Below are 14,365 nucleotides of genomic sequence, written 5' to 3' on the forward strand. Positions count from 1 at the left end.
AAGAGAACACCTGGAGTTAAAAAACGTTCAGGTATAAAGTTATCAAGAGAATATGTTTTACAGTATTCAATAAGTTGTCTGGCTGAGTTAACGCCCGTTTTTTGATAAATAACCTGTAATTTATGATTTACCGTTATAGGAGAGAGATTTAAATATTTCGCTATTTCTTTACTCCCGAGTCTTTGTTGAAGTAAAAATATTATTTCAAGTTCTCGTTTGGAAAAAAAACAGCTTTCTTGATAAGTTTTTAATATATTGACAGCTTTTTTTCATGGTAGGTCAATGGGTTTATATTGAGTATTTTTTTTGCATTCCATAAAATTGCAATACATTTTTTATCTTTATTTAAAATAGGTATTTTTTCACTGATATAAGGTATTAAAGTAGGGCTTCCATTCCAGTAATCTATTTCAATCACTCTCGTCGTAGAAGACTCAATTTTCGTTAATTCATCATGTTCTTTAAACTCCTGAAATAATTCACTCCAAGTAGTAGGAAATGCTTCATCCATTTTACCTTCGATAGAAAAATTTTTTGGTGTATTTGTGAAAAGACGGGCAGAATTATTCATATAAATATGTTCTGATTTTATACTTTTAATTCCCCAAGGTTCATCTAGATTTTCTACCATCGTAATAATTGAATCGATAATATTAATGGATTTATCATTGATATTATTACTCATCAACACCTCTTAATAACTTAGGTAAATAATATCATATGTAATTTTATAAGGTGATAAAATGGATTAGAAAATAGTTTTTTCTCAAAAAATATTTAATTTTTTAATCCTAAATTTGAACTTTCTCACATTAAAAAATCACATTAAGATTATTAAATCGAAATAGTCGTTCACAGCAATATAATTTTTTTATTAAGTTATACATTCAATATCAATGCTTCTATTGGAAAGCTTTTGTGCTATCGCAATAATAACTTGGCAAGATTGTAGATGGATGGAGCTTTATGCTAGCAATAATACACTTTTCACCATTTGAAAAAAGGCGAATAAGTCTATTTTTTAGTATTTTTGAGTTTAATCCAAATTGATGGGAAATAGATGATAGGGTTATGTTTTCTTGGAATGCAGCAACAATGTTAGCGCCGTGCCAGTTATAGCTAAAATCAAGCATTTTTACTATCCCTTTTCTTTATGGTGGCGATCCAGATAAGGTTTGCAGACCGGCACTAACTCCGGCGAGCCTTTCGGCTCCCCTACCTGAACCGCCATAAAGGGCGCTACAAGTAGCACTGGTAAAACTTCTTACCAGTGTGTTAGTGAACAAGGCTGCAAAACCTCGGTTATTGGCGTGTTCCAATAACAATATTACTTTAGCTGATTACGTTTTATGACTCAACAGTTAATTAAACAATTTACACCTTTACGTATATGGAAAAAATTATCTTAATTTACTCATTTTATTTAATAGAATACTGTTAATTTAAGATTATGATTTTTACTGTTAGATTATGCTAATTCTTGGCCTTATTTTTCGCTTTTCTATTATCAGGTTAATAGAAAACTAATTTAAAAAATATTAAATCCATCATCTTTATTAACGTAATCAATGGGTTAATATTTTAAAATATTTATAGCTGGCAAAATATCCTAATCCGTTAAACCCTTTATAATTAGTCAACAATTTAAACAATCACGTGCTTTTATCTGCTTTATTATTCATCAATGTCACTTTAGTAACTCATTGGTTGTTAGATGCTTTTCGATCGAGCAAATTAAGTATATCCCGCGCAGCCTGTCGGCCTGCCGCCATTGCCGTTACAACTAAATCTGCACCATGTACGGCATCTCCACCAGCAAATATTTTGTCATTGCTAGTTTGTGTCAACAAACGTCCTTGACCGCCGGTTTGGATCAAACCCCAATCATCAAGGTTAATATTGTGTCCCTGTAACCATGGCATATCATGTGGCTGAAAACCAAAAGCAATGATTAATACATCGACCGCCAGTTCAAATTCTGAGCCGGCAATTAGTTGCGGTCTCCGCCGTCCATCTTTACCTGGCTCCCCCAATTGAACACGTGTCAGTTTCACCGCTGATACTTTTTTAGTGTCATCTAGCACAATGCACTGAGGTGAAACATTAAATAAAAATTCAACTCCTTCTTCTTGTGCATTTGTTACCTCTTTTTTCGAACCGGGCATGCTGGCTTCATCACGGCGATAAGCACACGTTACACTGGCAGCATTGCGTCGCACTGCCGTGCGCAGACAATCCATTGCAGTATCACCACCACCTACCACCACTACTTTTTTATTAGTTATATCAACCCAAGGATATCGAGGATCATCTTCTAATCCCATCACTCGTCGCGTGTTGGCAGTCAAAAAATCTAGCGCTTGTATCACGCCAGAGGCATGCTCATTTTCCAAACCAATGTTCATCAAACCATACGTTCCAGTACCGAGAAAAATAGCATCATAATCATTAGTCAATGTAGAGAAAGAGATATCCTGACCAATTTCGCAATTGAGATGAAACTGAATACCCATCGCACTGAAGATATTGCGTCTAGAGCTCAACAACTGCTTATCAAGTTTAAAAGGGGGTATGCCAAAAGTAAGTAATCCACCGATCTCGGGATGACGCTCATACACATCAGCCTTAACGCCCGCGCGTGCGAGGATATCAGCACAACCAAGGCCAGCTGGTCCTGCACCGATTATCGCCACCCTTTCCGGGCGCAGGCTTACTTGCGATAAATTTGGTCGCCATCCCTGTTCCAGTGCAGTGTCAGTAATATAGCGCTCCAAATTTCCAATAGAGACCGATCCACCATGTTGTTTCAGGGTACATGCTCCTTCACATAACCGATCTTGTGGACAGACGCGACCACATATTTCTGGTAATGAACTAGACTGATGACATAATTCAGCCGCTTCCATAATGTTTCCTTCACTGACTAACTGAATGAAATCTGGTATGTGATTATGCAAAGGGCATGTTAAGTTGCAATGCGCTTTTTGGGCGCAATAGAGGCAACGTGTGCTTTCATAACGGGCTTGCTGCTGATCAAGCCCAATATAAATCTCGGCAAAGTGCTGAATACGTTGTTGAGCAGAAATTTTCTGCGCCCCTTTTCGCAGCGGCTTATTCAATATCTGTTTACGCTGCGGCTGTTTTTCGAACTGGCGATAATCTTTACTATCTATCGTTCTCTGTTGTCTCTCTTGGCGCAAAGTTAACAACGTTTGCTCATCAACAATCCGTAATGCTTGCGTGGGACAATGGGTCACACAAGCTGGCTGGTCTACACTTGTTGTCTGACACATATCACATTTTTGTGCCAGTACGATATTTGAATCCACTGCCGGTACCATATCAATAGCACCAAATGGGCAGGCTATAATGCAACTTTTACAACCGATACAGCGATTTTGATCAAGCTGAACGGTTGCACTAACAAAACGCAATGCATCCACCGGGCAACTGGTAATACAAGGCGCGTTATTGCAATGACGGCAGGTTACAGCAATACTATTTTTCGCATCTTTCAATACTCTGATACGCGGGACAAACTCACGTGTGCTCCGTGGCCAACATTGATGATTATGAGCAACCACACAGGCAATTTCACAAACATAACAACCGATGCATTCACTTGGATCAGCAATAATCATTTTATTCATTCGCTCTCCTAGCTGGTAAGCTCAGGTATATTGTTCCAATAAGGATGCAATAATTGGGCAAATTTTTTTAATAATTTATGCTTAACTTAAAATTTTGCGATTTACTTCAAAAAGTAGTCTTTATCATGTTTAGCCCTATTCATTTTTTTGTCGTAAAGTATTCTCACTTTGAGAATGACGTATCACAGTGAAACAAGAAAATATCTTTTTTCGACTAATAAAAGCCATAAAAAAGTAAATTTTGGCGCTGTTCCATGTAATATTGATCGTGGTTTTAACACTGAGTTGGAAACAAATAGTCATAACCAGCCCCTTTTCTTATATTCTCAAGATGAGAATTAACCTCAAGTATAAAATATGATTATTCAGTGCGTTTTTAACAATACTTTCCCATTTAACAACCTAGCCGACAAAAAACGTGACTTGATTCACGAATGACACCGACACTTTTACCTATTTATTTATATTGGCATGAGTTACGCATAGTTATTGATATTTGCTGAAATGCTGATTGGAGCAATTTAGACCAGTTTGTATGTCAAATACTGTTCTAACATGCACATTAACTGTTCTTTCCAAACACCGATCAGCCCGGTTAACGAAGTACTCACCAACAGGAGTGATGTAACTTTATGAAAGGATCTGTTCTCTCCAAGCACCAATCAGCCCCAGTTAATGAAATCCTTCCCATTGGGCAAATGATACTTTACGGGCTACAACATGTTTTAGTGATGTATGCAGGCGCAGTCGCCGTTCCATTAGTTATCGGTAATGCTGTTGGCTTACCCGTTGAGCAAATTATTCTATTAATTAGTACTGATCTGTTTATCTGCGGAATAGCAACCATTGCCCAATCCTTTGGCTTTGGAGCATGGATTGGTTGTCGCTTGCCATTAGTGCAAGGATGCACATTTGCCGCACTGGTTCCAATGATACTAATCGGTAAACAGTATGGTATTAGCGGTATTTCTGGCGCTGTAATTATCGCGGGATTATTCACGCTGATATGCGCACCCTGGATATGCCATCTTGTACGCTTTTTTCCTAAAGTTGTCATGGGTTCGATTGTAACACTGATTGGACTTTCACTGATGCCCGTAGCGGGCAATTGGATTATTAATGGCAATAATGGTGGCATTTTACCGCTTGTTATGGCGGCAGTCACGCTCATTATTATTCTTCATATCTATCACTTTATGACCGGAATGATTAAAAATATTGCCGTACTTCTTGGTTTAATAGGGGGTACGGTTATTTGGAGTTTCTTTCTGCCACTTGATTTTCATTTCGTTAATTCAACGCCTTGGGTTAATTTTCCCCAAATCATGTGGCTGGCTGAACCAGAATTTCACATTATTCCAGTCGCATTGTTGTCTATGGTTATGGTAGTAGTGATGATAGAAACCATGTCATCAATGATGATGATTGGTGATATGGTTGACAAAAAGGCTGATGCTACCACTTTACGTAATGGTCTCAATGCTTGCGGTATTGCAACTATGATAGGAGGACTATTTAATCTTTTTCCTTACGCTGCGTTTGCACAAAATGTTGGGTTGATTGGCCTTACTGGTGTACGTAGCCGCTTCGTGGTCTCTGTATCGGGTGTGCTCCTTATTTTAATGGGGATGTTTGCCAAAATGGCGGCACTAGTGGTGGCAATTCCTAAACCGATATTAGGAGGCGCCGGCGTCATTATGTTTGGTATGGTCGCCGTATCGGGAATTCGGACACTCAGTAGTATTAGCTATCGACATAATAATAACGAAATGGTGGTAGCATTAACATTAGGTTTAGGCCTAATGCCTATCATGGTACCACATCTATTTGAAGGCTTTCCTCGCATGATGCAAATGTTCCTCCATAGCGGCATCACCATAGGTACAGTAATTGCTATTCTGGCCAATTTAACGCTTAATAAAGCATCGTCCGCGCCCATGCAAGAAGCAGATTCCTCGTCAGCCAATATATCACCATTTGCACCAATAAGAGCAATAAGGCGATGGTTATTATTGAGAAAAGCCGAGAAGAATCAGGAAAATTAGGCAAAATAAAATGGACAATTAACCAATATATCTACATGTTAACGAATTAATCGTTAACATGTAAGCAATATCACCCGATTTGAACCACTATTGGGTGCGCCGTTTTTACTATCCTTTGTTATAAATGGAATACTTAAATATAGGCTAAGTTGGATGAACAACACAATAGCATTATCTGTCAATATCGTAACAACCAATATTAACCCTCTGTTTTCTTATAACTTTAGTTTGTTGATAAAAATAGACGCCTGCTTGTTCATTTTCATAGAGAAAGATAAAGTAGGATGGTGGTTAGCTTGATCCCTCATGCGTCATTACACTGAGATCTAGCTTCACAAGGCGATAACGAACACTATATGCCCGTGGTATATTGCTTGCCATTGTTATGAATATAATAGTTGTATTTACCATCCACACAAAAACCCATTTTGTAAAGTATACCAGCCATCGTGTTATTGGTAGAATAGGTTGTGTGACTTGTATTTGCAGTGGTTGCTTAGTCAATTTTTTCATTAAGCTGCATGCTGTTATACTGACTGAAAATGCATTTATCAGTAAGTAAGCTATATTATACCAAAGTATATTTCTTAATATTAATGAGTTTCGTTATTTTTTTTAATTTAAAACGTTTATATTAATTAACATTATCTTTAAAATAGCTGATAAAATTATGCTTAACTTAATTAATATACTTTTTATTTAAACAGTTTTTCTAAGATAAAATATCTGCTGATGGTCATTTTTAACTACTTTTAAATATTATTTTTTGCTTATTTAGTAGAATAATAAATATGATTGATTTTAATTATTTTAATTTTAATCAAACTTTTTATAATATTTATATAAAAGGTAAATAAATATCTACTCTAGCTAGTCTCTAATATTTATATAAATTTAAAAATTTTCTTTTAAATCTTTGCTTATATTTTCAATTGAATAATTTTATTGTTAAATAAATTAATGTATTCTATCTTTTTTAGTGATAATCAATATAAGGTCTAATGGATTAACATAATGAATAACATAACAATCAATCATTTATTATACTATTTTGAAATTTTTATGGAATAAAAACTATTTGTCATTAACCATATCCAAGTTAGTTTCATTACAACTTATTGATAAAAAATGTACTGATGATAAAGCCAATTTTCTTCTAAAATCGTTTCCATTTTGTTAAAAAAATATTAAAAATAAATTATTTTGCCTAATAGAGAAGAAAGAAAAAGAAGATCCTCAATTACACTTAATGATAAACTAGCTTGAGTTGCTAAAACTGTTTTATGAATGGAGTTTATGATAAAACTTTTACGTTGAATAATTAAGGGAAAATATCTTAATCTGGCTTTAATGATAATTATTAAAATCACAGCTTAAAATAGCATCAACGCTTTGTTTATTTTTAAAGCAAAAGTAATACCGTTGGCAATTAAATTTTAGAAATTCAAATAAAAGAAGGATAAATAACATGGAAAAGTCGATTGAAAAAATCATTTATGCATCAAGATGGCTACTATTTCCTGTTTATATAGGACTATCATTTGGATTTATTTTACTCACTTTAAAATTTTTTCAGCAGATAATACATATCATCCCTGAACTTTTTACTATCACTGAATCAGGATTAATATTAACGGTTTTATCACTTGTTGATATTGCACTGGTTGGTGGCCTTTTAGTTATGGTGATGTTTTCAGGTTATGAAAACTTTATTTTAAAAATGACCGTTGATGATAAACATCAAAAATTGAGCTGGATGGGAAAAATGGACGTTAATTCCATTAAAAATAAAGTTGCCTCATCAATTGTTGCAATTTCTTCAGTTCATCTTTTACGACTGTTTATGGAAGCTGAAAAAGTACCGGATAATAAAATAATGTGGAGTGTTATTATCCACTTAGCTTTTGTTTTATCTGCCTTTGGTATGGCTTATATTGATAGAATGAGTAAAAGTACCAAAAGCTAATCGGCTAATTAAAATCCTTTTATTCAGTCCAGAATAACGATATGAAATAATTATTTTCTTTACGCCACAGCTAAATAAATATGCAGTGGCTACTTACTAACTGCAATAAAATTCTTAGAACAAATTAAAGGCTATTTAAGTAGTAATAATTAAATAAATTTAAAATCTTTATTTGTTTTTATAAAACACGATTAATAAAAAATAGAAAATTTTAAAAATACTCACTTAATATTCAATAATATTTTTATAGATATTATAATAAAAATCATAAAGTTAGGATTTTAAAATTTTATGATAAGATAATAATATTTTAGATAACTTAATAACAATTGAAAGAATAAAGTCATCAATTTTAAAAATAACTACCACAGCTCAAGAAAAAATACTTACTCCAAATACAGTAATAATCCTCGACTTTTAGGCCGAGGTGAAATGTCTACAGTAGACGACTATACCAAATTTTTGAATATCATCTGCTGAAATAAATTTGTCTGCTTATCGGGAGTAATTATTTTCTGTTCAATAAGTTTTACACAATTTTCTGCATTATATTTCAATTCTTGTAAAAGTTCTTCTGGCTCTAATATGTTGGAAAAATTTCTAGGATCATCACCAAAATCAATTGGATTGAATTTGCTTTCATAACGATCCCACAGGATATTATCTTGTTGTAAATCTGAATGAAAAATATTTTTTTCTGCCATAGTCGCCAACATAGATTCAAATTTTTGAATTGCATCCGTCGGTAACGAATCTATCTTACTTAAAGGTATACCGGCAATTTTCTCCATTCTGACAAATAAATTTTCCTCATCATAATAAATTTTTGCACTGTCTTCGCCATAGTAGTGACAAAAAAAAGCAATAGATTTTTCAATGGCACCAAGCTCACTGTCATCCAAGTAGTTGTAGGTTTCATGGTATTTTTTTAAAACATAATTTTCATCCTTATCTTGAAAAACTTCACCATCAACGCCTGAATGGATCGGGTGGTTAGCAAAATAAGATAAGGTATGGACATTTCCCTCTTTATCTATAACTTTCGTTTCAATAGCGGCTATTTTGTATTGCTCTGCCCAATCTGGAATTTGTTCACATTGTAAATAATGAATAGCAAATTCTAATGAGTTATGGCAACTATTTGTCGGAAAATCATATTTAGACAATAATTCTTGCGCCCACTTTCTGTTCTCTGGACTATCAATTCCACCCAGACTTTCAATAAGATAGTCTTCTGGTGTCATCCTTCGAGTAGCCGATAAAAAAGGTAAATTTGTGTTACAATTAGCGCTATTTGTTGCAGTATAATATGACAGAGAAGGGAGCATAGTCTATTAATCCTATTGTTAATCTTATAGTTAGATTGATTAATAATTCATAGAACTGATAACTATGTTACTGTAATCTTTTTTATGTGAAGATAAAAATAGAAAAATGTAAATAAAAATAACATTATTTATCAAAATTCAAATACAACTTCCATTTAAATATTTTATTAATCAATGACGACAAAACTACAGAAAAGAGTTAGTTAATTGATTATATTATGGGCATAATTATGTGCCACTCAATATTATTTCTGCTCCTACCTTCGCACCACATGGTTATACGGAGTGATACCTAAACCATATCGGTTTTTACCTGTCTGATTATATTTCTATATTACTCTATATCTTGTTTTCATTATTTTAGTAGAAATATCTGCCAGTTTACCTAAAGAATCTATTAATTAATCTGATGTTTGGCCAACCCAAAAATAATGATTCATTATTTTTCCACAATTTCCGCATTACTATACTTATTTAGTAAATACTGCTTTCTCTTTCTTTGTTGCATATACTTTCAATATAAAAATAACAGCGACAACTAAAACAATTAAGACCATCAACGCCATTACTAGATACACCTTTAACTTCCAGTAGTGTTACAAATTAAATAAAAGATTTAATTTCTAGTACTATGTCATGTTGTTTATCATACAAAAATATGGTTATAAGTTAATTTTCAATGTGAAAAATAAGCATGACACATAGAGCAATAGAGAAAAGCACAATAATGGAGATATGTAAATTTTCTTAGGCCTATATCGGTATAAAAATCCAGTATAATAATTAGTTATTCTGAATGATGAATTTCAGGAAATCTTAATAAAACCACAAATTACTTACCAATACAGAAACTGGAAAAAATACGGCCTAATAAATCATCAGAGCTAAATTCCCCTGTAATTTCACTCAATGCTTGTTGAGTCAAACGAAGTTCTTCTGCTAATAACTCGCCTGAGTGAGCAACCACTAACTGTTGATATCCTTGCTGTAGATGCTCCGCTGCGATATTAAGCGCTTGAATATGGCGGCGTCTGGCTAAGAATCCCCCTTCAATATGCTGGTTAAATCCAATGCTTTCTTTCAAATGTTGACGTAATAAATCAATACCCTCTTTTAAATAAGCTGAAAGGCATATAAGTGAGTAATCACCAACTTTTGTTATCGCTATTGGTTCATCAGTTATATCTACTTTATTTCTAATGACCGTAATAGGTAAAGACTTCGGCAATCGCGCTATAAATTCTGGCCAAATCTGCTCCGGTTTAGTTGCCTGTGTCGTCGTGCTATCCACCATAAATAAAATATGATCAGCTTGCTCTATTTCCTGCCAAGCTCGTTCAATACCTATCCTCTCAACTTCATCTGTTGCTTCACGCAAACCAGCCGTATCAATAATATGCAATGGCATACCATCAATATGAATATGTTCACGTAATACATCTCGGGTTGTGCCAGCAATATCCGTTACAATTGCCGCTTCACGGCCAGATAGTGCGTTTAATAAGCTAGATTTACCGGCATTCGGTCGTCCAGCAATCACAACTTTCATCCCTTCTCGTAATAAGCTGCCTTGGTAAGCTTGTGAGCGCACACTATCTAAATGAGCTATCACCTCATTCAATTTTGTTTCTATCTTACCATCAGACAAAAAATCAATCTCTTCATCGGGAAAATCAATCGCCGCTTCAACGTAAATACGCAAGTTAGTAAGCGCTTCCACCATTTCATAGATCTGTCGCGAAAAAACACCTTGTAAAGAATTTACCGCTGAACGAGCAGCCTGTTCAGTACTCGCATCAATTAGATCAGCAATCGCTTCCGCCTGAGCTAAATCCATTTTGTCATTAAGAAAAGCGCGTTCAGAAAATTCACCTGGATTGGCAATACGGATTTCATCGATCGCTAAAATCCGCTTAAGTAATAAATCAATAATTACCGGACCACCATGTCCTTGCAATTCAAGAATATCTTCACCAGTAAATGAGTTGGGTGCGGGAAAATAGAGTGCAATTCCCTGATCTAACACTTTGCCATTGCTATCATAGAAAGGAAGATAATCCGCATAGCGTGGCTGAGGTAATTTACCTAAAACAATGCGGGCAACCTCAATAACTTTTGGCCCTGATATTCGCAAAATACCAACACCACCACGTCCAGGAGGCGTTGCCTGCGCAATAATTGTATCATTGGTATATATACTCATTTTGCTCTCAATTGTTACATAAATATGATTAAGGCGGTCATTAGACCGCCTTAATACATTTTCTATTTTGTTATTTTCATCCATAGCAAATAACAAAATGCCAAAACTTATTTTTTATCGCGACTATGTAGGCCACGCTTTTCTAATCCGCGATAAATAATTTGTTGCTGGATAATCGTCACCAGGTTACTAACGATATAGTATAAAACCAAACCAGAAGGAAACCACAAGAAAAATACCGTAAAAATAACCGGCATATAGGTCATAATCTTCTGTTGCATAGGATCAGTTACTGTCGTTGGCGACATTTTCTGAATAATATACATGGTTAAGCCCATTAACAACGGTAGAATATAGTATGGATCCTGGGCTGACAGATCTTGGATCCAACCAATGAAGGGAGCATGCCGTAGCTCGACAGAACCCATCAACATATAATACAAAGCAAGGAAAATAGGCATCTGAATCAATAAGGGCAGACAACCACCCAACGGATTGACTTTTTCTGCTTTATAGAGCGCCATCATTTCTTGGCTCATGCGTTGCTTATCATCACCAATCCGTTCTTTCATTGCTGCAAGTTTAGGCTGCAATAGACGCATTTTTGCCATCGATGTATATTGTGCTTTGGTTAATGGGTACATAATCCCGCGCACAATAAAAGTAATAACGATGATGGAAAAGCCCCAATTACCTATAAATCCATGAATAAATTTCAATAATTTAAATAACGGTTGAGAAATAAACCACAGCCAACCATAATCTACGGTTAAATCTAAATGTGGTGCAACTGCTGCCATTTCCGCTTGTAATTCTGGACCTACCCACAAAGTTGAAGTGTAATTTTCTTTACTATTAGCCGCTACTGTTATCGGCGAACTCTTATAGCCAATAATAGCAATGGCTTTATCTAAATCGATTGTATAGAAAGTGTTTTGGTTCTGATAGCCGGGGATCCATGCAGTCGCAAAATATTGCTGCAACATTGCAATCCAACCACCTTTGGTATTAACGTTTAAGTTATTATCAGTAATATCACTGAAACTATATTTTTTATAGTTCGTTTCATCGGAAGAATACGCTGCGCCGCGATAGGTATGTAAAGCAAAATTATTACTTCCTGTATCACGCTCTTTTGGTAGTTCCGCAGTCTGTTTCAATTGACCAAAAAAAGCCAACGTCAATGATTTAGCACTTTTATTGTCAATATTATACTCAACAGAAATATTATATTTTCCGCGTTTTAATACATAGACTTTCTGATAAACCACACCATCTTTACCTGTGAAGGTAAGAGGAACACGCAGTTCATCTTGGCCATCTTGCAACACATAACTAGTTGCAGTTGAGAGATATAAAGGACGCAATCCGTTATTGTAGCCTGGGTTATCGGGACCATCCTGACCAATCAAGCCGCTCTGTGCTTGATAAATAAAATCTTTACTGGTTTCCAATAAACGAAACGGATCAGATGAGTGTAATTCCTTAGGGTAAAGCAGTAGATCAGCCCCATCAATATCACCTCCGCGGGTATTGATGCGTAATTCAAGCACATCAGTTTTTACGGTGATAAATTTAGCTTGCTCATGACCCAGATTAGCTTGGTCATCATGACTTGGCATATCCATTTGTTTTACGATTTGGTCAGTTTTTATAGGTTGTGTTTTATCACTTTCCCATGTCTGCCAAATCAAAAACGAAACAAATAGCCAAGCGATGAATAAAAGATTGCGTTGCGAATCCATCGTTAATGTTCTCTATTATGGTCATTCTGTCTAGGTGGAACAGGATCGTCACCACCTCTATGTAAAGGATGGCATTTTAATACGCGTTTCATCATTAACCAACCACCTTTTATCAATCCAAATCGATATAATACTTCGATCCCATATTGTGAGCAGGTGGGGTTGAAACGGCAGCGGGGCCCTAATAATGGACTTATTATCAATTGATAACCTCTTATTATCGAGATTAAGAGCCGCGAGCCAAACGACAGTGACGACGCCATAATTTGCCTAATGTTTCGGTGATTTCTTGATTATTCAAATCAGCAACCCCCTTTCTTACTAATATCACAAAATCCATCGAAGGCAACTCATGCTGATGTAAACGAAAATATTCTCTCGTTAGTCGCTTAATGCGATTGCGTTCATGAGCGCGTTTAACATTTTTTTTTGCGATAGTAAGACCAATACGCGGGTATCCCAGCTCATTGAGGCGTCCAAGAATGGTTATTTCTGGAGAACTCGCCCGTTGTGGCTGCTGAAAGACATAATCAAAGTGCCTGGGAGTTAATAATCTTAACTCCCTAGGAAAAGCAAGCATAACCACTTCGATAGGGTTATTACTTTGAAGAAACGGTCAGACGAGCACGGCCTTTAGCACGACGGCGAGCCAAAACCTGACGACCATTTTTAGTTGCCATACGAGCACGGAAACCGTGAGAACGGTTACGTTTTAGTACGGACGGTTGAAAAGTGCGTTTCATAGCGGTTTCTACCTAACTTAACAAAATAGTTATTATTGATTCAGTAAATTCGTGGGTGACCAGTGGAACAAACAATACTGATATATCCAATCGTAACAACACCAATATAGTAAAGAGGCAGGATTGTAATAAAATATCTAGCATTACGCAATGCAGGAGACAAATTCGACGTTTTTCTCCATCATTAGCTACTATAAAACTTAAACTAATACCCTACTTTTCTTTCTTACCAAGTACTGCCAGAAAACTGGAAAGATGATGATATCACACACAAGGTGCAAAATTATACGGATTCTCATGGAAATCTCAAGGATCATTAAAGGATCAAAAATTATTTGGCTCAAGATAGAGACTAATTGCCAAGTTTGATCTAAAGTTATCTGTTACTAGGTGTTATGTATATCTAATATATGTGCTAGTATTCTTTTTGCTTCCTTATTCATTTTATACATCTTGATCCTAAATTTAATCCTGTGGATAAAAAGTGCTAAAACTGTGTAAAAGAGTGAGGATCTTATTCAAATTTTGCGTTATGATCTATTATAGTGTACTGAGATCATAGCTTGTACAAGCTGATATCGTTTATCGCGCAAATTTTCGGTAAATCTTTTCTGAGGTATTAACAGTTTTTATTACCTATTAAATTTAATAATTTTCCATTGGTCTTGTTTTAGGGGAGTCCGTC

Annotated in this window: 11 protein-coding genes; 2 read left to right on the plus strand and 9 right to left on the minus strand. The window is 35.3% G+C overall.

The features are described from left to right. Positions 1–247: 247 nt before the first annotated feature. The 3 genes from QE177_RS14365 to QE177_RS14375 all read right to left on the minus strand — a co-directional run bounded on the left by QE177_RS14365 (position 248) and on the right by QE177_RS14375 (position 3,650). Positions 248–685, minus strand: a complete 438-nt coding sequence (locus QE177_RS14365; RefSeq protein ID WP_280550691.1) for a hypothetical protein — start codon at positions 683–685, stop codon at positions 248–250. 217 nt (positions 686–902) lie between these two features. After that, positions 903–1,133 (minus strand): helix-turn-helix domain-containing protein, encoded by a 231-nt coding sequence (locus tag QE177_RS14370; protein WP_280550692.1) that lies wholly within the window; start codon positions 1,131–1,133, stop codon positions 903–905. Between the two features lie 567 nt (positions 1,134–1,700). Beyond that, complete coding sequence (locus QE177_RS14375) at positions 1,701–3,650, minus strand: FAD-dependent oxidoreductase (RefSeq protein ID WP_280550694.1); 1,950 nt, start codon at positions 3,648–3,650, stop codon at positions 1,701–1,703. Positions 3,651–4,282: 632 nt separating this feature from the next. Between QE177_RS14375 and QE177_RS14380 the strand changes: the two genes are divergently transcribed. Beyond that, the gene (locus tag QE177_RS14380; RefSeq protein ID WP_280550696.1) at positions 4,283–5,695 is read left to right on the plus strand and encodes a nucleobase:cation symporter-2 family protein; all 1,413 of its coding nucleotides are present in this window, start codon (positions 4,283–4,285) and stop codon (positions 5,693–5,695) included. A 1,468-nt stretch (positions 5,696–7,163) separates the two neighbouring features. Beyond that, positions 7,164–7,661, plus strand: a complete 498-nt coding sequence (locus QE177_RS14385) for a TIGR00645 family protein (RefSeq protein WP_026822405.1) — start codon at positions 7,164–7,166, stop codon at positions 7,659–7,661. Between the two features lie 449 nt (positions 7,662–8,110). On the opposite strand, the gene QE177_RS14390 is transcribed toward QE177_RS14385, so the two are convergent. The 6 genes from QE177_RS14390 to rpmH form a co-directional block, all read right to left on the minus strand. Then, positions 8,111–8,989: a hypothetical protein gene (locus QE177_RS14390; protein ID WP_280550698.1), complete on the minus strand. Its 879-nt coding sequence runs from the start codon at positions 8,987–8,989 to the stop codon at positions 8,111–8,113. 832 nt (positions 8,990–9,821) lie between these two features. Then, entirely contained in the window at positions 9,822–11,186 is a 1,365-nt protein-coding gene (mnmE, locus tag QE177_RS14395; protein WP_280552299.1) for a tRNA uridine-5-carboxymethylaminomethyl(34) synthesis GTPase MnmE, read from the minus strand. Between the two features lie 113 nt (positions 11,187–11,299). Then, positions 11,300–12,937 (minus strand): membrane protein insertase YidC, encoded by a 1,638-nt coding sequence (yidC, locus tag QE177_RS14400; protein ID WP_280550700.1) that lies wholly within the window; start codon positions 12,935–12,937, stop codon positions 11,300–11,302. Positions 12,938–12,939: 2 nt separating this feature from the next. Further along, positions 12,940–13,200, minus strand: a complete 261-nt coding sequence (gene yidD / locus QE177_RS14405) for a membrane protein insertion efficiency factor YidD (RefSeq protein WP_071846856.1) — start codon at positions 13,198–13,200, stop codon at positions 12,940–12,942. Beyond that, on the minus strand, positions 13,164–13,523 hold the full coding sequence (gene rnpA / locus QE177_RS14410; protein WP_026822410.1) for a ribonuclease P protein component: 360 nt from the start codon (positions 13,521–13,523) through the stop codon (positions 13,164–13,166). Before rnpA ends, yidD begins: the two co-directional genes overlap by 37 nt. 13 nt (positions 13,524–13,536) lie before the next feature. Then, complete coding sequence (gene rpmH, locus QE177_RS14415) at positions 13,537–13,680, minus strand: 50S ribosomal protein L34 (protein WP_004906236.1); 144 nt, start codon at positions 13,678–13,680, stop codon at positions 13,537–13,539. Positions 13,681–14,365 lie beyond the last annotated feature (685 nt).

Source organism: Arsenophonus sp. aPb, assembly GCF_029873475.1.
In the GTDB taxonomy this organism is placed as follows: Bacteria; Pseudomonadota; Gammaproteobacteria; order Enterobacterales; family Enterobacteriaceae; genus Arsenophonus.